Below are 20,151 nucleotides of genomic sequence, written 5' to 3' on the forward strand. Positions count from 1 at the left end.
TATTATTTTTCGACCTGATTTTAGATATGAGGATGGTAGGCAAACAGCGCAGGTGCCCCGCCGGTGTGAACAAACAAAATCGGCCCTTCATCCTTAAAGCGCTTCTGTTCAATGCCATCGATAAGACCGGCCATCGCTTTGCCCGTATACACGGGATCAAGCAGTATACCCTCGAGGCGCGCCAGCAATTTCACCGCGTCCATCCCCTCTTCATTAGGCGTGCCGTAGCCTGGTGCAAAATAGTCGTCCCAGAGCTGGATATCAGCCGTTGCCTTCAACGCCAGTTGCTCTGCCACCGCCTGCTGTAAGGTGACCACTTTCGGCTTCTGGTCCGCGATGCTACGCGATACCGTCACGCCAATAAGCTCGACGTCGGGTAATAATTGCTCCAGACCAACGGCCAGCCCTGCGTGGGTACCTGCACTGCCGGAAGCAACAACGACAGAAGAGAGGCTGACCGCCCCCTCGCATTGCTGGGCAATCTCCAGCGCACTTTCCACATACCCCAGCGCGCCCAGCGCATTCGAGCCGCCGACAGGAATAACGTAGGGACGAAAACCCTGCGCTTCCAGACGCGTCGCCAGTTCATCAAGTTGTGCGGTCGGGTCGGTTAATGCCTCGACCATTTCGACTTGTACGTTAAACAGATCCAGCAGCAGACGGTTGCCGTTAGTCAGATAGTTTTCTGCGTGCGTTCCAATTGGGTTTTCCAGCAATGCCACACAGTGGAGACCCAGCTTTGCGGCCACCGCGGCGGTCTGGCGGACATGGTTAGACTGAATGGCACCTGCGGTAATGAGCGTATCCGCGCCTTCACGCAGGGCGTCAGCGGCCAGAAACTCCAGCTTACGCAGCTTATTGCCCCCCATCGCCATCGGCGTTACGTCATCGCGCTTGATAAAAATATCGCGTCCTAAATAGTCAGAAAATCGCGGCAGATACTCCAGCGGAGTCGGCGCGCCGATAAACTCCAGGCGGGGAAAGCGCGTTAAATTCTGTAGTGACATGGGTTCTCCGGTAACACAGACTCAAGGTGATATTTTTCATTATGCACGCAGACGCGTAAGAAATAAAAAAGGCGCTTTTAAAAGCGCCTTTTTTTAACGTCAAAGACTTATTTCGTGACGTCTGCCCCGAACCACTTCTCAGAAAGGGCTTTCAGGCTGCCGTCTTTTTGCATGTCAGCAATCGCGGAGTCAATCGCTTTAACCAGGTCGTCGTTGCCTTTACGAACGGCTACACCGGATTCCTGACGAGAGAACGCATCACCAGCTACCGCCAGGGTATTGTTGGTTTTCTTCACCAGATCCAGCGCGGCTAGACGGTCAACCAGAATCGCATCAATACGACCTACGCGGAGATCCTGGTATTTTGTCGGGTCATCATCGTAAGTGCGGATATCCACACCCTGAACGTTCTGGCGCAGCCACTCTTCATAGTTGGTTCCCAGACCGACACCGACTTTTTTGCCTTTCAGGTCAGCGGCCGTTTTGATGGTGCCTTCGTTACCTTTCTTCACCAGCGCCTGGATACCAGACACGGTGTACGGCGTGGAGAAGTCATACTTCTTCTTACGCTCGTCAGAAATGGTCACCTGGTTAATCACCACATCAATACGTTTGGAATCCAGCGATGCCAGCATACCGTCCCATTTGGTCGGTTTGATGGAGGCTTTCACGCCAAGGTGTTTCGCCAGTTCCTGTGCAAATTCCACTTCAAAACCGGTGAGTTTACCGTCATCGCCCTGGAAGCTGAACGGAGGATAGGTTCCTTCCAGCCCGACCAGCAGCGTACCGCGCTCTTTCACTTTATTCAGCAGATTTTCTGCGGCGAACGTTTTCACGCTCATACCCGCGACCAGCGCGACTGCCATTACACCCATCAGCGCCTGACGACCCAGAAGTGCTAATTTCATAAATACCCCGATATAGTGGAATTTTTGAGTAGTGTAGAGAAATCACCTGCAAGGTCAAAGGCGACTGCGCTACATCTTATTCTTTTTTAATATATATCAGAAGTTGTTCCAGCGTGGGCTTTCTGCTTTATCACACCCGGCATTTGTACCTTATATTGTGCATACTTGCGCAGCGCAATGCGGTAGTTGTTGGTGCTGGTCGCAGGCAGCCACGGCTCAAGATTCTCATCCAGATAGCCGGTCTTCAGCAGATCGCGGGAGATGTTGTTCACGGTGAGATGTTGTCCGAGACGGCGCAGGCGGACGACATATTCGCGTACGGTTCCGTGGCTCATCTCCGTTTGTTCAAACAGGAACTGTTTGAAGCCGATAATGTCGAAGAAGTCGCTTTGCTCTTTGCAGTGGAGATCACCGCAGAAACGGCAAAGCGCCACCCACTCTTTTTGTTCTTCGAGCCATGCTGCTTCATCCATCAACGTGTCGAGGCGTGAAATCGCGATCTTATTAACGATTTCGCCTCGACGAACCAGCGTGATACGATCGAGTAACTTGTTACAGTGGGCGCAATGCGTCTGGCTGTGTTTAAAGTCTTTCAGGTAGCGGCTTAAAGGCCGTCTTTTAGATTGCTGCACCGTCATGATAACTCCTGGTTGTCAATACGTTGTGCGGCATTTTTCAGGTGAATCAATCACCTATAACTTACCCAGCTTTGTGCGTAAACGTTTAATGGCCTGGCTGTGCAACTGGCTCACCCGAGACTCTCCCACTTCCAGAACAGCGCCAATCTCTTTGAGATTAAGCTCTTCCTGATAATAGAGGGTCAACACCAGCTGTTCGCGCTCAGGTAAAGCCTCAATCGCTTCCATTACGCGCTGGCGTAAATTACCTTCCATTAAATGGTGTAACGGGTTTTCTTGCTGATGCTCATCCGTCACCAGCTCGATGCTATCGCCATGCTCTTCTCGCCACTCGTCATAAGAGAAGAGTTGGCTATTATTGGTATCGAGCAACATCTGACGATACTCTTCAACAGCAATGCCAAGACGTTCCGCCACTTCTGTTTCCGTAGCGTTACGTCCCAGTTCCTGTTCCAGCTGCCCCATCGCATGCGCCACTTCGCGCGCGTTGCGGCGAACACTGCGCGGCACCCAGTCGCGGCTGCGCAGCTCATCCAGCATCGCACCACGAATACGCTGAACTGCGTAAGTCGTAAATGCCGTTCCTTGCAGAGCGTCGTATCGGTCAACTGCATTCAATAACCCGATACCGCCCGCCTGTAGCAGATCGTCAAGTTCCACGCTCGCCGGCAAACGCACCTGGAGGCGCAATGCTTCGTGACGCACCAGTGGGACATAACGCTGCCACAGCGAGTGTTTATCCATTACACCTTCAGCGGTATAGAGTGAATTCACGATAAACAGCCCTGCGTTAGTTGAGTTATCGGCATGATTATCCGATTCTGCAGGGCGTTCAATTGGATGAATAGTGGGTAAAATGGGGGGTTATTTGGGGTAATAAAGACACCGCAAGATAGTAACCTTTTGTTTTATGTTGAAATTATTATTTTTCAATATCATTCCTGGCAGCAATTTGTAGCTAACGCGGGATTCTGCCCCCAATAAAAAAGGTCTTTCGTTACGTTTTGCTTTAATATATCTATTACAACCCTAATGCCAACACACGTTTTAATGAAGAAAAACCCGCTTTTTCCAATCCGCTAATTAACGAGAAAAAATGACGGCTATTCCTTCCCTGAGAGGTCTCGCTCATGGTTTATCTTAGGCCCAAAGTATTAATTCAGGCATCCTGGCAGTTAAGAAAGCAAGGTTGCGGCGAGACTCAGTCAGCCTTTAGAACGTTGGGGATAAGATGAAACTGGCAATTTATGGCGCAGGTGGCCTTGGTAGAGAAGTGCTCGAACTCGCACAAGAGATAAACGCTACGGAATCGCGCTGGGATGCTTTGTGTTTGATCGATGATAATCCCCAATTCGATCAATTAAACAGTTATCCCGTTGTCACCCTGCACGCTCTCATACCCGACGAATGTGAAATCGTTATTGCTGTTGGCGAACCTTCACTGCGCCGCGCCCTGGGACAGAGGGCCTTTGAGGGCGGATTCCGGCTGGCCACGCTTGTCCATCCCAGTGCCCGCCTGAGCCCATCCTGTACCCTCGGAGAAGGATGCGTAATCAGCTATGGTGCATTCATCTCTTGCGACACCGTCATTAGTCGCAATGTGCATCTTCAGCCTAATGCCAGTTTGGGACATGATTGCTATATAGGGCAGGACTCAATTATCTCTTCTTATGCCAATCTTGCTGGTAAATGCAGGATCGGCGAACGCGTCTTTATTGGTATGAACGCCGTCATCCGTGAAACCACAGCCATTGGTGATGACACTGTTGTCAGTATGGGGGCCGCCGTTTTTAACGATATCGCACCCACAATGATTGTGATGGGTAATCCAGCGCGGGCGATTCGTCCGAATATAGATAATAAAGTATTTAAGTAGACCCTGTTTTTGGGCGCTCACAAAAGCATGAACTTTTGGCCATAACCAGTTCACCTAACACATTTTAGGTGTTAAGAAATTTCCTCGCTATACTGGAGAAAAATGATGTCAAACTTGGAAACTTACAACCGCATCTTCACTGAAACCTTTGAAGTTTCAGAAGATATTTTGTCTGGCTATAAATATCAGGATACACCATCCTGGGATTCAGTTGGTCATATGACCATGATTGCATCACTTGAAGATGCATTTGACATCATGATGGACACGGATGACATTATTGAATTCGCATCCTGGGAAAAAGGCAAAGAGATCCTTAAAAAATACGATGTAGAAATTCAGGGCTAAGTGATGATGCTTCACGCAAAAACGGCCGTGATCACAGGATGCTTACAGGGTATCGGTAAGGCTACGCTGGAAACGTTCGCCCGTTCGGGTGCGACAGTATTTGCTTGCTGCCAGGCTCCCGAACCTGCCTTTACTGATTTCATCATAGAAATTAGCGAGAAATATCAGGCGGAAATTATTCCACTGTATTTCGACCTGCAGGATAACGATGCAATAAAACAAGCCGCAATGACGATTCAGAAGACTAAAAAAAAGGTTGATATTTTGGTCAATGTTGCTGGCGCAAATTTTGATGCCAATTTTCAGATGGTAACGCTCGAACAGTTGCAAAAAACATTTACTATCAATTTCTTCTCGCAAATCGCTTTCACGCAATATATTGCCCGTATCATGCTTCGCCAGAAAAAGGGCAGCATTATCAATATTTCCAGTATTTCTGCCCTTGACGGAAACTCGGGTCAACTGGCCTATGCCAGCGCAAAAGCAGCGTGGATTGCGGCCACCAAAACACTTTCTGCTGAACTCGGCCCACAGGGCGTGCGTGTTAACGCTATCGCGCCAGGCGTTATTCGTACAGCAATGACAGCCGCACTCTCAGAAGAAGTTATGGCACGACAAATGGCGCGTTGCGAATTAAAACGCCCGGGTTTGCCTGAAGAAGTGGCGAATACGTTGATGTGGTTGGCGTCCGATGCCTCCAGTTATACCACCGGGCAGGTTATCCGCATCGATGGCGGAATGGGTTGAGGGAAGCAGAAATGTTGATGCAAGGTAAAACCGTTTTAATTACTGGCTGCCGCCGTGGCATGGGTCTTTCTATGGTCGAGGTATTTGCTGCCAATGGCGCAAACATTTACGCCCATGCGCGGGAAGCCGATGATGTGTTCATAGAGAAAATGGCTGCCATAGCCGACCACCATCAGGTTGCGATCTGGCCTGTCAGTTTCGATATGACAGATTATGGCGCAATGAAACTGGCCATAAAAAACATCATGTCCGACAAGCGTCCGCTGGATGCGGTGATCAATAACGCCGGCATCACGTTGAATGGTCTGTTTCAGATGACCAGTGAAGCGCAGCTTCGTGAACAGTTCGAGGTGAATTTCTTTTCCGTTTATCTTTTCAACCAGTACATCGTCAGAATGATGGTTCGCAATCAGCGCGGCAGTATTGTTAATATTGCCTCGACTGCAGGAGAAGATGGGAACCCGGGAAAATCTGCCTACGGCGCATCAAAAGCAGCGCTCATTGCGATGACAAAATCCATCGCGGCGGAATTGGGTGAAAAAGGTATTCGCGCCAACTGTATCGCACCCGGCATTACGGATACGGATATGCTGCTGACGATGCCCGCTCACGTCATAGAAGAGGCAAAAAATAGTGCCGATCTGCGACGCGCAGGTATCCCTGCAGAAATTGCAGAGGCGGCACTGTTCCTCGCAAGCGATCTCTCTTCCTACATTACCGGCCAAACGATCCGAGTTGATGGCGGTTTGAAATGATACACACGCACTCAGAAACAGAAAACGCCTCTCGTCGTATTAGACAGCAAATTGTGCGCGTGGCTCATCACGCCCCAAGCGATGGTGTTCATATCTCACCTGCCCTTTCGATGGTGGATATCCTCAGCGTTCTTTACGGGAATGTAATGCGGTATGAGGCAAACGACATTACCAGCTCACATCGCGATGTTTTTATTCTGAGTAAAGGTCATGCAGCGTTGGGGCTTTATGCCACTCTGTGTGAGTTTGGCATCATGACCCCTGAGCAACTTAACACTTTCGAGTTGAATGGTTCTGTCCTGCAAGTGCATCCCACTAAGCATCCTGAATACGGCATCGATTTTTCTGGAGGTAGTCTGGCTCAGGGACTTTCCTTTGCTACCGGGCTGGCATTGGGACGCCGTCTTAAGGGTGACACGTGGCATACTTATGCGTTAGTAGGGGATGGAGAATGCAATGAAGGTGCCATTTGGGAATGTGCGTTCATGGCCGCACATCATAAAGTGGATAACCTGACGCTGATTGTCGATCGTAATGGTTTACAGTCTGATGGACACACTGAAGATGTCATGCGCATGGATCTCGAAGCCCTCTGGCGTGCTTGCCACTGGGAAACCATTGTCTGTGACGGACACGATCTGGGGGCGCTGGTTAATGCTTTTGCTCAGCCGCACAACGGCAAACCCAAAGTTATTATCGCCAATACCATTAAGGGTAAGGGCGTGTCCTTCATGGAAAATAATAAAGAGTTTCATCGCAATCGCATTTCTGCACAACAGCTCAACGATGCGCTAGTCGAACTTAATGGGGCACATCATGCTTGAGTTTAAACCCGCCACCATCCGTTCATGGTCAATGCTCGGCTCACGGGGCACCTTTGGCATGGCGCTGCTGGAACTGGCACGCGAACACGAAAATATCGTGGCGCTTTCCGGCGATCTGTGTAATTCCTCCGGCCTTGACCGCTTTAGTACCACCTGGCCTGAACGCTTTTTTAACGCCGGAATTGCCGAGCAGAATATGGTCGGTGTGGCTGCGGGCCTTGCGGCCAGCGGCTTTGTCCCCTTTGTCACTTCGTTCCCCAATTTTCTGACCCTGCGTGCAGCCGAACAGGTGCGTTTAAACCTGGGCTATATGCAGGAAAACGTTAAGCTGGTCGGCCTGGCTTCAGGATTAGCAACAGGCATGTTTGGCGCAACCCATCATGGTATTGAAGAACTGGCGATGCTGCGATCCGTTTCGAACATCACTATTTTCTCCCCAGCGGACTGTACGGCCACGGTGAAAATGACCCATGCCGCCTTTGAACATAAAGGACCGGTCTACCTGAGGTTAACGGGTGGAATGCGTGCGCCAATCGTCTATAAAGAGGACTTCGAACTGGTGCCAGGCAAAGCCAATACGTTGCTTGAGGGTGAGGATATTGCCATCATCGCCACCGGCAGCATGGTCCACACTTCGCTCACCGTAGCCGGGCATCTCGCGGACCAGGGCGTGCAGGCAACGGTGATTGACATGCACACAATCAAACCTCTGGACGTGGCGACACTTCAACAGCATCTGGATAAAAAACTGCTCGTAACGGTAGAAGAGCACAGCGTGACGGGTGGTCTGGGAAGTGCAGTTGCAGAATTTCTTGCCGGGGAAGAGTGTCGGCCGAAACTGATGATTGCCGGTATTCCTCAGGGTTATCCACACGCAGGAGACTATGCCTGGATGCTTGAGCAAAGTGGGCTCACTGCAGCACAACTGACAGCCCAGATATTAGGTGCATTATAAATTATGGCGTTCTGGCATACTGATAAGGTTTCACCTGACCATCTCGCTCTAGTGGACGATCGAGGACAGGCGCTTCGCTGGGGTGAACTCACAGACCGCGTTCAGAAGCTGGCTGAAACTATTCCGCCTCGTACATTGGTCTTTATTTTTTGCAAAAATCAGTGTGACACCATAATTGGTTATCTGGCTTGCCTTAAGCAAAATGCAGTTGCACTGTTGCTTGATAGCGAGCTTAACGACGCAATGGTTAAGTCACTCATCGACACCTACCACCCCTCGTATTTATGGCGCGAAGAGCACGGTACTTTCCGCCTGCAAGCTACCGGTCTTACACCATTCCAATTGCATGATGATCTTGCCCTATTGATGACAACCTCGGGATCCACTGGAAGTAGCAAACTGGTGCGATTAAGTCAACGCAACCTGGAAAGTAATGCTACAAGCATTGCGAATTATCTTGCTATCGACTCTCAAGAGCGCGGGCTGGTCAGCCTGCCGCTGAATTACGTGTATGGGTTATCAATCGTCAATAGCCATCTGAAAGCTGGCGCGACGCTGCTTCTGACAAGCGCAAGTGTCATGCAGCGTGAGTTCTGGACATTTGTGCGTGATGAACGTGCCACCTCGCTTGCTGGAGTGCCCTACACTTGGGAAATGCTCAAAAAATTGCGTTTTATGCGCATGGATCTTCCTGATATGCGAACGCTAACCCAGGCTGGCGGAAAATTGGCTCCTGCGCTGGTCAAAGAGTTCACCGATTATGCCGATCAACACGGAAAACGTTTTGTGGTGATGTATGGCGCAGCTGAAGCAACATCTCGCATGGCCTGGCTTGCCCCAGAATTTGCGCAACGCAAAAGTAGCACCATTGGTACTCCCATCCCCGGCGGCGAATTTATATTGCTTGACGAAAACGGTGACATTATCACTGCCCCCGATGTTGACGGAGAGTTGGTCTATAAGGGTGAGAATGTGGCGCTTGGCTACGCAGAGCGTGGTTGCGATCTGGCATTAGGAGATACATTCCAGGGCATTCTGCACACCGGCGATATTGCTCGCGTAGATACCGACGGGTTTTACTCTATTGTTGGCCGTAAAAAGCGTTTCCTTAAAATTTTTGGCAACCGCCTCGGTATGGATGAGATGGAAACACTACTGAAAACAGCATTCCCGGATCTTAACTGCGCATGCGATGGGCGCGATGATTTAATCTGTATTTTCATTACAGATGCCGCTTTTGAAAGCGCAGTAAAACACTATGCAGCTGCTAAAAGCCAGCTTCATCATTCCGCGTTTCGCGTTATCACACTGGATGAGATACCCAAAAACGCCGCGGGTAAGACGATTTATCCTAAGCTGAAAAATTATGTCCCTTCCGTTTGAAGCAATATTAGCGCAGGCGCCCTACTCGCTCGCACGGGAAGAAAAGCACGCGCTGCAACTGGCCAGGCTGCGCGAGCTTACCGCGCACCATTATGCGCATTGCGAACCTTATCGTCGTATGCTGGATGCACAATCCTTTAACCCCGCTACGCTTAGCGATGTAACCTCATTGCCTTTTCTTCCAGTTTCTCTGTTTAAAACACTGAAATTACAAAGCGTACCGGATAGTGATATTGTAAAAACAATGACCTCATCCGGCACAACCGGACAGCAGTTCTCCCGAATTTATCTGGACAAGGCAACAGCATCCCATCAGCAAAAAACGCTGGTAAAAATTGTCAGTCAATTTACTGGCTCTGGGCGTTTGCCTATGCTGATTATTGACTCTCCTGAAGTGTTAAAAGATCGGCAGCAATTCTCTGCCCGCGGCGCCGGAATTTTAGGCTTCTCATTATTTGGTAGCGATCGTGCCTGGGCATTAGACGAGAGCATGACGCTGAATTTACCCGTAATTGAAGCCTTTTTAGAGAAGCATCAAGGTAAGCGGATTCTGCTGTTCGGTTTCACCTTTATGGTCTGGCAGCACTTCTATCAGGGATTAAAAACAAGCGCTCATCAGATTGATCTCAGTAATGCCCTGTTAATTCACGGCGGCGGCTGGAAAAAGCTGCAAAGTGAAGCGGTGACCCCCGAGGTCTTTGCTGAAAGTTTGAATGAACTTTGCGCCCTGTCGGCGGTACACGATTATTATGGCATGGTCGAACAGACCGGCTGTATTTACATGCAATGCGAGCATGGACATCTGCACACGTCGATTTTCTCGGACGTCATTATCCGCGACCCGCACGATTTTTCCGTTCTCCCCCACGGCCAGTCAGGCATTATCCAGGTAATATCCCTGTTACCCGAATCCTATCCCGGACACGCTTTGCTAACCGAAGATGAAGGCGTCATTCTGGGTGAAGATGACTGTGATTGCGGGCGAAAAGGCAAATACTTGCGTATTTTAGGACGGTTGAAGAAAGCCGAATTACGGGGGTGTAGCGATACATATGCAGCACAATCTTAGCGGTCTGGACTTTATTCTGGGGGATGAAACGCTCCTGCACAGTATGCCTGAGCAAAAAGCGTTACCACTTTTTGCCCCGGACATTATCGAGTTTCTGGACACCTTTTCCCGCCTCACGTTAGCCGATAACGAAGCGAAAAACTGGCCAGATGTGATCGGTCTGGGTTTCTGGTGTCGTCCCTCATCTATCGCTCGTATGCAGTATGAAAACTGTTCAGTTGCTCACCGCTATGGACGTGGAGTGGCATTTCATATCGCTCCGGGCAATGTAGCCGTGAATTTTGCCTATTCGCTTATTGTTGGGCTACTAACCGGTAACGCCAATATTGTCCGTTTACCCGGACGCGTTCACCCCCAGACGGCGATAGTGGTACGGTTATTTAATAGTGCGCTCCAAAGCCACCCAATGATGCGGCCAAGAATTATTCTTGTGCGTTATGATCGACAACGACACATCAATGATGCGCTGTCGGCAATATGCGACACACGCATTATCTGGGGTGGCGACAAAACCATAGCAGATTTGCGTCAATCTTCACTTCCCCCCCGGGCTCTGGACATTGCATTCGCCGACCGTTACTCCATCGCGGTGATTAACGCAGATGCTTATCTGGCGCATCCTGAAAAGGAACAACTTGCGCGGGCATTTTACAATGACACGCTCTTAAACGATCAGAACGCGTGTACTTCTCCGTCTCTTATCGTCTGGCTGGGTGAAAATCTACAGCAGGGGCGAGCCCTGTTCTGGCAAAATTTTGAGGCGCTTGCCGCTGCTCGTTATACGCCTGAGCCCGTCTCTGCGGTGAATAAACTGACGCAATTGTACTTGCTCAGTGCTCGTTTTGCTGGCGTGAGAAAAGTGTCCGGGGCACAAAATATCATCGTGCGCGTTGAACTCTCTGCCCTCGAAAAAGAGACGCTCGACTGGCGCGGCAATGGTGGTTTTTTCATGGAGTACGTGGCGCGGTCGCTTGATGAAATCAATCCGATTTGTCACTCACGTTGCCAGACAATGGCCACCTTTGGCGTCTCGTCTGATGAGCTGAATAATTGGCTTGCTTCGGGTCTCAGAGGGGTAGACCGTATTGTCTCCCTTGGCCAGACGCTTGATTTTTCTCTGCAGTGGGACGGCTATGATTTGGTCGCCATGTTGACCCGTGTTATTGCTCGTCCCTCCTCTTTCACTCACCTTGCGCATAATGCTGGAGAAAATGTTGAAAGCCATACTTGATATGCTCAGTGAAACCCGCAATCACTTCATCGATATGCTGGCACGGATGCAGACAAACGGTCACCCCATCGTGCTTTGTGGTGCAGGTTATGTCTCGCAAATCACCTGGGATTTTATGCAGCGTCAGGGAATGTCCGTTGATTATGTTGCGATAAGTGATGCGTGGCTTAAACCTGGGGATGAATTCAATGGCAAACGCATTGTCAGTTTAGAGTCCCTCACGGCTCAGGAATCACAATATAACTACATTATCGCTATGCAGTTTATCGATGAGCCATTACGTGTAGAGCTTGAACGTAATGCCGGCGTGATCCTCTTTTATGATCCCACCTTTGTGGGCATTAATGCGGGTGAGCACTTTACTACTGCGTGGTGTGAAACACACCAGGACAAGCTTAATGAATTTTATGACAACCTTACCGACGAGGCGTCGAAAACCACGTTAATTGCTTATCTGAACCAGCGGATAAGCGCGCGCGAAATCTACTGCCACAGTGTCTTTCACCCGGAACATTACTTCCCACGTGAGTTGATACGCTTCGGTGCTGAAGAGATCTTAGTCGATGGCGGGGCGTATAATGGCGATAGCATTGCCGCTTTTGTAAATGCCCTTGAGCAGCAAAATGTTGCCCCTGCGGCTAAAATTTTCGCCTTTGAACCGGACAAAAACACGTTCGCATTACTGGAACAAAATACGGCTAATTTGCCCCAGTGCGTGTGCATTAATGCGGGAATATGGAATACAAACGCCACGCTGCGTTTTAATGCCGGCCATGCCCTTTCTTCTGCCATAACTGATTCACCTGACGCCGAAGAAATTGCGCTTAACAGTATTGATAACGTCGTTGTTGGCGAGAAAGTTACTTTTATAAAGATGGATATTGAAGGCTCAGAACTTGAAGCATTAAAAGGTGCGCAGGCGACGATAGAAAAACACTATCCGATATTGGCAATTAGTCTTTACCATAAGCCAGCCGATCTCATCACCATTCCACAATTTATTCACCAGATACAGCCTGGCTATCATTTTTATCTGCGTGCTCATCATCCCAGACTGGCATGTGAATTAGTGCTTTACGCTATTCCTCCGCACAGATTACCCCCCCATTAATAGTAAAAGGCTTTGATATCCAAAGCCTTTTTATATTATGCAACCTGATAATTTATTGAAGGAATCGTGGCGTGGCGTCGCAGGATATCGATGACTCGCATTTGATCCTCGATTTGCAGGTCAGGATAAATGGGCAGGCAAAGTATCTGCTCGGCAAGTCGACTGGCGACAGGCAATTTATCGGACGCCGCAGAAGGCAGGTGATTGTACATCGCAAACGAGCTAATGAGGGGATAGAAATAACGTCGGCAGTAGACATTCTCTGTTTTCAACGCCTCGTAGAGCGCATCCCGACTCAGCGGAAAACTGCTGTCAATAAGGACCGGATAATAGGCGTGATTCCATTCAAATCGGTCTGCAGCATCAAAGAACGTTACGCCGGGAATATCCTTCAGCGCCTCACTGTAACGCTTTGAAATAGAAGCCCTTTCAAGAAGCGCATTATCAATATATTGCAACTGAAGCAGACCAAATGCCGCTTCCATCTCGTTCATTTTGGCATTAATACCCGGAGCGACAACACGCGTTTCACCGGCGAAACCAAAGTTTTTAAGATAATCAATACGTTGCTTGGTACGGTTGTCATGACAAATTATCGCACCGCCCTCAAAAGTATTAAACACTTTAGTCGCATGGAAGCTTAATACCGACAGATCGCCATGGTTAAGTATACTGTTCCCGCTCTGGCGAACGCCAAAAGCATGGGCCGCATCGTAGATAACTTTTAAACCATAAATATCAGCAATCTGCTGAATCTTATCAACATTGCAAGGAATACCATAGCAATGAACTGGCATAATTGCTGTGGTTTGAGGCGTGATTAATTCTTCAATGCGTTCAGGATCGATATTAAATGTGTGCGGGTCGATATCGACAAATACAGGGGTTAAACCATTCCATAAGAGCGTGTGCGATGTCGCCACAAATGAATACGGCGTAGTAATCACTTCCCCCGTTACGCGCAGCGCCTGAAGCGCGGTCAGCAATGCCAGCGTACCATTTGCAAAAAGGCATACGTATTTGACACCCAGATAACGTGCCAGGGCTTCTTCCAGTTCTTGATGAAATTCACCACCGTTAGTAAGAATTCGGTTCTGCCAGATTTTTTGAAGATATGGCATGAACTCCTCTAAAGGAGGCATTAAAGGACTGGTGACGAAAATTTTATCGCCCATGTGCAAACCTGCATGTAATGAAGACGTGATTCATCATAGCGAGCATCGTCACCAGCTTATCGGTAAAATAACCGACATTTTACAGCCTATTTGAACTGACTATATGCAGATCCCCTGCCATCGTGGAAACAAGGGCAGAAAAAGGCATCTGTTTTGCGCCTGAACCTCTCAAAGATATGCGACATTTATCAAGACGTTCTTTCAATCTCATTCACAACTGCGCTGACTGGCAGCAAATTCTATAACGTGGAGCATCATGACGATCTCATGCCTCATCTGTAACAGCGAAATGAAGTTCTATTTCGAAAAAGCCAAGTATCTTGCACCTTCAGCGGAAAAATTCACGCAAAAACTGATGCCAGTGCAATATTACCAATGTCCTGAATGCGGATTTTTCAGTTCAAAAACCCATCAGGAACTTTCCCTGGAGGAATGGGAAAAATTCAATACTGATTTTCACCATTACAATGAGAATGGCGGGCGTGAAACGCTGGGCTTCAATCAGCCTCCCTATGCTGAACAGGCGCTGATGATAGAGTTACTGGCGCGCAATAATATTATCGACGACAGCCGAATTCTTGATTACGCGGCAGGCTACGGTACGCTTAGCCATCTCATCCAGAAGTATTTCAATCGCAACACCTTTTGCTACGATAAATATGTCCAGAACCCGGACTTTACCTACATAGATGATCCCGATGACAAAAGCTGGTCGTTAGTCGTCAACTCCGCCATGTTTGAGCACGTGTTAACACGTAACGATCTGGATAACGTCAACCATTTGGTCTCTGATGCTGGCAGTTTGTTTATTCATACCGTCGTTGTTGAGAAAGTACCCGAAGATCCAAACTGGTTTTATATCGACGTCCCGGTACATACCTGTGTGCATACCAATAAAAGTATGAGCATTTTGATGGAACAGTGGGGATATCGCTCTTCCGTCTATAGTCCTAAGAGCAAATCGTGGATTTTCCTGCGACAGCCTTACAAAGAAGTGAAGCCCATAATTGAACGCATCAACCAAGAGCTCCAAACGGCCTGGCTTTTCGGTAAAGATGGATTTCTCGATTACTGGAAATAGTTTTGGCGTTCTAAAAGGCAGGTAGCATACATTTGCCACCTGTCTTTTCACTACAGACGTATTATGTAGTCAACAGTTTCATTATCATCCGTTCAATGTCTGACTTGTAATAATCAGCTCGTGGGGTTGTTCTCCACGACAATACATATGCCATGCTTCCCTAAGCGCTTTTTCTAAATTGACAGCAATTTTATTACCTGAATCATTCTCTCTCGGGATTCTGGCACGCATTCCCCGGCGAATGATTGCAAGTTCAGCAATATTGTCACGCCAGGCAACGGCTTTACTGATGTATTCCTGTTCATCAACGGCAATAAACTGTTCAAGTTGATACCCGCCCATAATATCCACACCCTGTAGACAAGGGATCGTTGGCCCACTCAGAGTAAGGGTCGGGACTCCCATCCATGCACCATGATGAGTCGTTGTCCCACCGGTATAAGGGAAAGTATCCAGTAAAATATCGATTTCATGGTGATAAGCGAGATAGTCCTCCAGTTCAACTAAGCCTCTGAAAATCAGTTTATCCTCGGCAATTCCCAGTTTCTGCATGCGCTTTGTCATCGCAGCAATCATATCCGCATCAGTCATAAACCCCATAAGCAGTTTTGACTCAGGATAGGCAAGCATGATTTTCGCCCATACGCCAAGCACATGGTCATTAAGCTTTTTAGCCCGGTTGAAACTACCAAAGGTGATATACCCATTACGTAGCGCAGGTAGTTCATTTATTTCCGGGCTTTGAGGATGGGGCTCAAAGTGCTTACGCGTCTCGACAAACATGATCTTTTCAGATAGCTGATCTCTGAGAGCCTGTGACTTAATCAGGGTCGTCGGCAATAAAATATAATCCATTTGACTGATGCCAGTCGTTCCTGGATAACCTATCCAAGTTAATTGGATTGGAGCTGGACGCAGCGCAAATGCCGGTAGACGGTTATACGCCGTATGCCCGGATAAATCGAAGAGTATATCAATTTCATCTTCGGCAATGACATTGGCCAGTTCTATATCACTAAGGGCATCAACCTGACGCCATAACGTCGCGGTATCACGAAAATGCCGATAAACACTGTCTTCATTCATGAAAAGCGTACTATATGCCACTAGATCAAATTTTTCACGATCCAGTGCGTTCCAGGTCGGCAGCAAAAAATTAGCTACGGGATGTTGGCGTAAATCTCCTGAAACGAACCCTATTTTGAGCTTTCTGTCTGGTTCTTTAGTATTTTTTAATACGGGTTTAAACTCGCACCCTTTCGCCCATTCATCAACCCGATAACCAAAATCAAGATGTTTTCCCAGCAATTCTTCAGGGGATACCGTGGCATCATGGCTCATTACAAACAGTAAGTTACTGAAGTATCCGAAATTATAATTGCTAAGCTCTACGGCCTTTTCCATAAAATAGCGCGCTTCTGCCATTTTATGGTTGTCACTCAATACAATCCCGGTGAGCCCAAGTGAACTGGGCCCCGGGTGCTGGAAGCGCATAATCTCCCTGCAGCATTTTTCCGCTAATGTCATATCGCCATAGGCATGATGCAGCGATGCCAGACTTAGCCAGTAATCAATATTTTTATTATTCAGACGAAGCAATGTACGGACAATTTGCCGTGAACCGTAGAATTCACGCTTACGCTGCAACACCGTGGCAAGATCATAATAGATATCAAGGCTCGAGAAATAATAGCCCATCAGTTTACAAAGCGACGCCAGCGCGTCATCCCAGGCGGAAGTCAGCACGCATGTTTTTGAATAGCAGCGAAGGACGTGAATATTGTCTGGATTTTTTTCCATTAACCCACGAGCATACTCGCGGGCTTCTTCAGAACGGCCTTTTTGGATCAGGCTGTTTGCGCGCTCGTAGATAGCGTCCACGTCCGGGTCGGCTAATACGGGTTCGGCATTGCTCTTGATAAGCATTCCGCCCTGCTGTTGATCGACACTAAGCAACAACAACAGAGAAAGTTGCGATTTTAGTACGTCGAGCATGCCTGCACGCAGAAAACACTGCAGTTGCTTTTTCCAGGCCTCAGGCGAGCCGGTTAGCAACCCTTTAATTTTCAATGAAGAGTAGAGTTCCCAGTTCGTCTGCCCGGCATGCCCCATTTCGAAGCGCAAATAATTCCACTCAGCAGGTGTCAATGAAACCCACTCTCCCCACAGGTTCATGATGCTTACATCGTTCGCAGGACACGCTGGTGGTAGCAACCCTACCGGTGCCAGGTCATCATTTTGCGCAGCGTTGTATGCCCCAGGGCTGGCACTCCAGAAAAATCCGTCAGCACAGGTCATAAACAGCGTTTTTAATGCTTCCCACACCGTCTCCTGATAATCCTCATGCGTTTCAGGAGCCCGGCAATTGAGCACAAGCTGTTCGAAACTTAAGGACATAGGCCAGGCATTGCCCAACAACTCCATGATCCTGATAATAATGGCATTGTCGGTACGCATGATCCGTCCATTATTATTTCTGAACACGCGGGGCGCTTTTGCAGAATCCAGTTCGATCGGCATAAAGCTTCCGGCCCAGTGCAGGTTTCTCAGGAGGTTCAGATCCGGGTGAACCGGCGGCGAGAGGCGATTTAGGTGGCACAGCAAGGAAAAGCGTTCTTCGCGTTGAACGGCGTAATCAAGATATTGCTGCGACAAGGTTCTGCTTGCCCCGTCGCTGACGGCACCCAGTAACTGTTCGATTCTCGGACTATAGAAGCTTCCCAGTTCCGACTGTGGCAGCAAATCGCCCAGGAACTGCAGACCGGCGAGTTCAGCCTGTGCGTTAAAATCCCCGAGGGTGCATGCCCCGTCACTCGGGCTTAAATAGGCCAGAATTAGCGCGTTATCGTCCATTTCTTCAGCGAGAAGGACTTCATTTTTCAGCGAACCCTCTTCCAGCGTGAGCAACATAAAGCTCAGCATGGCGCGGGCTGACGCCAGCAGGTCGCTGCCCTCTTCTGCGCGATCAAGATGGAACCGTAACGCTTCACCCAACGTTATGCGCGCTATGCTGCCAGGCAGTACTGACCACTTAATGGCAATAACGCCGTTGGCAGATAAATGCGCCTGGCACCATGTCAGCAACGCTTCCCGTTCGCTTTTTCCAAGAAAAGCAAAGGTCTGATGAATAATGATGTAATCTAACTCACCCGGATCCGCGGCGAGCAAATCCCCTAATCCTGCAGCAAACAGTTCAACGTTATGACATCCCAGTTCGGCAGCAAACTTCTGCCCCTTCACGATCGCCTCTTCGTCAATATCGATACCCAGAGCGATACTCTCAGGATGCGCCCATGCGTGCATAATCAGACGCGTTGCTGAACCACAGCCAATCTCCATGACACGGGCAAACGCAGGCAGTGGCGTGGTCAGATGATTAAGCACCGCAGCGGCATGAATGGTCTCGGGGCTGACCCGATAATAGGGGTACTGTGTCGTCACGTTTTTTCCAGATTCTGTTCTTACGGTCACAGGGCAAATGCTTCAGCGTTGATACGTGCGAATAAGCGACGATTTATATTCCTGGTATGGGCCTGCTGTGTTCCTTGCCACCCAACAGAACGCCTCCTCACCCGACTGGCTATCGAGTATTCCGCTACGCTCGGCACGCGCGATCGCCAGACGGTCTTCTGGCGAAAGCATGTCCAGACAGGAAAAGAGTGCGACTTGCTCCAGACCAGGCGCATGATTGCCGCTGGCGAGGTTGGTATGGATGAACGGCACAACGCGGTCGAAATATCGTTGCGCTACGCCGCCGGGTTTTGCGTAAATAAAACCGGCAAAAACCTCTTCCCAGAAAGGTGAGGATTCGGTTTGCAGGAGCAACAGCGCCGTTTCTGGCTCACACCACGGCTTACGCACCAGCACATTAGGGTTAATGGCAATAATGGGAGTGTTAAACGCCTGCAGTGCGTGGTGCAGGAAAACGATGCGACGTGCAGCACGGACTACCGACATGTCCTCATTACGGGTTATTTGCTCATGGCTTGCAGAGAGGTTGAGCTCAGGTAGCTGTTCGCGAAGGGTCATCAGGCTATGTTTAACATCATCATTGCCGTTAATTAGATGCACGTGCACATCAAGGACGTCGCGATTGGTCTCATAGAGTGAATAGAGCATCGGCACAGCGTGCTCGAAATAATCCTCGCTGTCGCACGTGACTAGCACCGTTGTTTTGGCAGCTGTGCTTTTTGCGATCCAGTAATCGTAGGATTGATTTTCCACCGCGTGCTCGCTCATGTGAAGCGATCGAAAATCGATGTACGAATCGGGTATGCCCCCCAGCCTGTAGATGCCGCAGGTAATCATCAACAGGGCCATAGGATCTTCGCCGATTAATGCAGCGTCTGCCGTCAGAGCCTGGATAACAACCATCGCCTGGTTGAAATCATTTTCCATTAAACAGATCAACAGCAGGATTTTCAGCACAGGTGCCGAATTGCTAACCAGCGAAAGGTTGTTGTTAATTAAAAATAACGCTGAGCTGATTTCATTGACGCGGAACAGAAGCTGAATGGCGGCGACAAGATAGTGAATGTTGTCATCGGCTTTTAACGCCGACACAATATATTCTGTCAGTTGGGTACTCATCTCGGCAGAAAGAGTTTGTTTTTCGCCAATGACGGACTCATCCAGTGCGGTGTTTGCCAGCACGATGGCACATAGCATGTCTTTTAAAGCCGTATCCTTTTCAGCATCCAGCCCCGTTTCGGCCACACGAATCATGGGCTCGAGCGCAGTGAAATTAGTGCTTTTAAAACTGAAAATTTCGGCCGTGATGTTGGCGGGCATAACATCGGCTTCTGGCAGATCAATGAATCGGGTAAACACATTCCGATAAAACTGACGCATAGCCCGGCTACGTGCGAATTCACTCATCTTATAACTCTTCGGTAAACTGTCGTCAGACGACCGGAAAAGGAGATTTTAGGCAGAGTAACACTGTGTTTCGGGGGGTGATGGCGGGAAAACGCTGCTAAATGCAGCCTTATTTTACAGATTACGATCCGGTGATTTTACGGAAAAATAGTGAAAAAAAAGGCT

Annotated in this window: 18 protein-coding genes; 11 read left to right on the forward strand and 7 right to left on the reverse strand. The window is 48.9% G+C overall.

What is annotated here, in order from left to right:
* Positions 1–20: 20 nt before the first annotated feature.
* The 4 genes from dcyD to AC2FAP_RS08985 form a co-directional block, all read right to left on the reverse strand.
* A complete protein-coding gene (gene dcyD / locus AC2FAP_RS08970; RefSeq protein WP_257805615.1) occupies positions 21–1,007 on the reverse strand; it encodes a D-cysteine desulfhydrase in 987 nt (328 codons plus the stop codon).
* A gap of 107 nt (positions 1,008–1,114) precedes the next feature.
* A complete protein-coding gene (gene tcyJ, locus AC2FAP_RS08975; RefSeq protein ID WP_020883350.1) occupies positions 1,115–1,915 on the reverse strand; it encodes a cystine ABC transporter substrate-binding protein in 801 nt (266 codons plus the stop codon).
* An 86-nt stretch (positions 1,916–2,001) separates the two neighbouring features.
* Entirely contained in the window at positions 2,002–2,553 is a 552-nt protein-coding gene (fliZ, locus tag AC2FAP_RS08980) for a flagella biosynthesis regulatory protein FliZ (RefSeq protein WP_014170713.1), read from the reverse strand.
* Between the two features lie 54 nt (positions 2,554–2,607).
* Positions 2,608–3,327: an RNA polymerase sigma factor FliA gene (locus AC2FAP_RS08985; RefSeq protein ID WP_014170714.1), complete on the reverse strand. Its 720-nt coding sequence runs from the start codon at positions 3,325–3,327 to the stop codon at positions 2,608–2,610.
* A gap of 457 nt (positions 3,328–3,784) precedes the next feature.
* Here AC2FAP_RS08985 and AC2FAP_RS08990 point away from each other — a divergent pair, with 457 nt between their 5' ends.
* The 10 genes from AC2FAP_RS08990 (at position 3,785) to AC2FAP_RS09035 (ending at position 12,852) form a co-directional block, all read left to right on the forward strand.
* Complete coding sequence (locus tag AC2FAP_RS08990) at positions 3,785–4,429, forward strand: acetyltransferase (protein WP_063215619.1); 645 nt, start codon at positions 3,785–3,787, stop codon at positions 4,427–4,429.
* Positions 4,430–4,534: 105 nt separating this feature from the next.
* The gene (locus AC2FAP_RS08995) at positions 4,535–4,777 is read left to right on the forward strand and encodes a hypothetical protein (RefSeq protein WP_063215618.1); all 243 of its coding nucleotides are present in this window, start codon (positions 4,535–4,537) and stop codon (positions 4,775–4,777) included.
* A 3-nt stretch (positions 4,778–4,780) separates the two neighbouring features.
* Positions 4,781–5,524, forward strand: a complete 744-nt coding sequence (locus AC2FAP_RS09000; protein WP_181240724.1) for an SDR family NAD(P)-dependent oxidoreductase — start codon at positions 4,781–4,783, stop codon at positions 5,522–5,524.
* 11 nt (positions 5,525–5,535) lie between these two features.
* Positions 5,536–6,279, forward strand: coding sequence for an SDR family NAD(P)-dependent oxidoreductase (locus tag AC2FAP_RS09005; RefSeq protein ID WP_063215616.1), 744 nt, complete (start codon positions 5,536–5,538; stop codon positions 6,277–6,279).
* On the forward strand, positions 6,276–7,103 hold the full coding sequence (locus tag AC2FAP_RS09010; protein WP_113656019.1) for a transketolase: 828 nt from the start codon (positions 6,276–6,278) through the stop codon (positions 7,101–7,103). Before AC2FAP_RS09005 ends, AC2FAP_RS09010 begins: the two co-directional genes overlap by 4 nt.
* On the forward strand, positions 7,096–8,058 hold the full coding sequence (locus AC2FAP_RS09015) for a transketolase family protein (protein ID WP_063934424.1): 963 nt from the start codon (positions 7,096–7,098) through the stop codon (positions 8,056–8,058). Before AC2FAP_RS09010 ends, AC2FAP_RS09015 begins: the two co-directional genes overlap by 8 nt.
* Positions 8,059–8,061: 3 nt before the next feature.
* The gene (locus AC2FAP_RS09020) at positions 8,062–9,441 is read left to right on the forward strand and encodes an AMP-binding protein (protein ID WP_449541771.1); all 1,380 of its coding nucleotides are present in this window, start codon (positions 8,062–8,064) and stop codon (positions 9,439–9,441) included.
* The gene (locus tag AC2FAP_RS09025) at positions 9,425–10,510 is read left to right on the forward strand and encodes a LuxE/PaaK family acyltransferase (RefSeq protein ID WP_449541772.1); all 1,086 of its coding nucleotides are present in this window, start codon (positions 9,425–9,427) and stop codon (positions 10,508–10,510) included. Before AC2FAP_RS09020 ends, AC2FAP_RS09025 begins: the two co-directional genes overlap by 17 nt.
* Positions 10,494–11,741, forward strand: a complete 1,248-nt coding sequence (locus AC2FAP_RS09030; RefSeq protein WP_113656020.1) for an acyl-CoA reductase — start codon at positions 10,494–10,496, stop codon at positions 11,739–11,741. The genes AC2FAP_RS09025 and AC2FAP_RS09030 overlap by 17 nt, the downstream gene beginning before the upstream one ends.
* Positions 11,722–12,852, forward strand: a complete 1,131-nt coding sequence (locus AC2FAP_RS09035) for an FkbM family methyltransferase (protein ID WP_449541773.1) — start codon at positions 11,722–11,724, stop codon at positions 12,850–12,852. Before AC2FAP_RS09030 ends, AC2FAP_RS09035 begins: the two co-directional genes overlap by 20 nt.
* Before the next feature lie 35 nt (positions 12,853–12,887).
* Here the strand turns inward: AC2FAP_RS09035 and AC2FAP_RS09040 are convergent, their stop codons facing one another.
* Positions 12,888–14,027 carry a DegT/DnrJ/EryC1/StrS family aminotransferase gene (locus tag AC2FAP_RS09040; protein WP_063215604.1) on the reverse strand — a complete coding sequence of 380 codons (1,140 nt, stop codon included), beginning with the start codon at positions 14,025–14,027 and terminating at the stop codon, positions 12,888–12,890.
* 256 nt (positions 14,028–14,283) lie between these two features.
* On the opposite strand from AC2FAP_RS09040, the gene AC2FAP_RS09045 reads away from it, so the two are divergent.
* A complete protein-coding gene (locus AC2FAP_RS09045; RefSeq protein WP_238159444.1) occupies positions 14,284–15,108 on the forward strand; it encodes a class I SAM-dependent methyltransferase in 825 nt (274 codons plus the stop codon).
* Positions 15,109–15,192: 84 nt separating this feature from the next.
* Here the strand turns inward: AC2FAP_RS09045 and AC2FAP_RS09050 are convergent, their stop codons facing one another.
* Both AC2FAP_RS09050 and AC2FAP_RS09055 read right to left on the reverse strand, forming a co-directional pair.
* Complete coding sequence (locus tag AC2FAP_RS09050; protein ID WP_238159445.1) at positions 15,193–18,549, reverse strand: bifunctional class I SAM-dependent methyltransferase/glycosyltransferase; 3,357 nt, start codon at positions 18,547–18,549, stop codon at positions 15,193–15,195.
* Between the two features lie 42 nt (positions 18,550–18,591).
* Positions 18,592–19,986 carry a hypothetical protein gene (locus AC2FAP_RS09055; protein WP_063215598.1) on the reverse strand — a complete coding sequence of 465 codons (1,395 nt, stop codon included), beginning with the start codon at positions 19,984–19,986 and terminating at the stop codon, positions 18,592–18,594.
* Positions 19,987–20,151 lie beyond the last annotated feature (165 nt).

The organism is Enterobacter cloacae complex sp. 394I7, from assembly GCF_057320345.1.

Excerpts from the sequence above, each read along its gene's own strand:
- tcyJ (WP_020883350.1), bottom strand. The coding sequence starts at position 1,915 with ATGAAATTAGCACTTCTGGGTCGTCAGGCGCTGATGGGTGTAATGGCA.
- AC2FAP_RS09015 (WP_063934424.1), top strand. The coding sequence starts at position 7,096 with ATGCTTGAGTTTAAACCCGCCACCATCCGTTCATGGTCAATGCTCGGC.
- AC2FAP_RS09040 (WP_063215604.1), bottom strand. The coding sequence starts at position 14,027 with ATGGGCGATAAAATTTTCGTCACCAGTCCTTTAATGCCTCCTTTAGAG.
- dcyD (WP_257805615.1), bottom strand. The coding sequence starts at position 1,007 with ATGTCACTACAGAATTTAACGCGCTTTCCCCGCCTGGAGTTTATCGGC.
- AC2FAP_RS09045 (WP_238159444.1), top strand. The coding sequence starts at position 14,284 with ATGACGATCTCATGCCTCATCTGTAACAGCGAAATGAAGTTCTATTTC.
- AC2FAP_RS08990 (WP_063215619.1), top strand. The coding sequence starts at position 3,785 with ATGAAACTGGCAATTTATGGCGCAGGTGGCCTTGGTAGAGAAGTGCTC.
- AC2FAP_RS09020 (WP_449541771.1), top strand. The coding sequence starts at position 8,062 with ATGGCGTTCTGGCATACTGATAAGGTTTCACCTGACCATCTCGCTCTA.
- AC2FAP_RS09005 (WP_063215616.1), top strand. The coding sequence starts at position 5,536 with ATGTTGATGCAAGGTAAAACCGTTTTAATTACTGGCTGCCGCCGTGGC.
- AC2FAP_RS09000 (WP_181240724.1), top strand. The coding sequence starts at position 4,781 with ATGATGCTTCACGCAAAAACGGCCGTGATCACAGGATGCTTACAGGGT.
- AC2FAP_RS09035 (WP_449541773.1), top strand. The coding sequence starts at position 11,722 with ATGTTGAAAGCCATACTTGATATGCTCAGTGAAACCCGCAATCACTTC.
- AC2FAP_RS09010 (WP_113656019.1), top strand. The coding sequence starts at position 6,276 with ATGATACACACGCACTCAGAAACAGAAAACGCCTCTCGTCGTATTAGA.
- AC2FAP_RS08995 (WP_063215618.1), top strand. The coding sequence starts at position 4,535 with ATGTCAAACTTGGAAACTTACAACCGCATCTTCACTGAAACCTTTGAA.
- AC2FAP_RS09030 (WP_113656020.1), top strand. The coding sequence starts at position 10,494 with ATGCAGCACAATCTTAGCGGTCTGGACTTTATTCTGGGGGATGAAACG.
- AC2FAP_RS09055 (WP_063215598.1), bottom strand. The coding sequence starts at position 19,986 with ATGAGTGAATTCGCACGTAGCCGGGCTATGCGTCAGTTTTATCGGAAT.
- fliZ (WP_014170713.1), bottom strand. The coding sequence starts at position 2,553 with ATGACGGTGCAGCAATCTAAAAGACGGCCTTTAAGCCGCTACCTGAAA.
- AC2FAP_RS09025 (WP_449541772.1), top strand. The coding sequence starts at position 9,425 with ATGTCCCTTCCGTTTGAAGCAATATTAGCGCAGGCGCCCTACTCGCTC.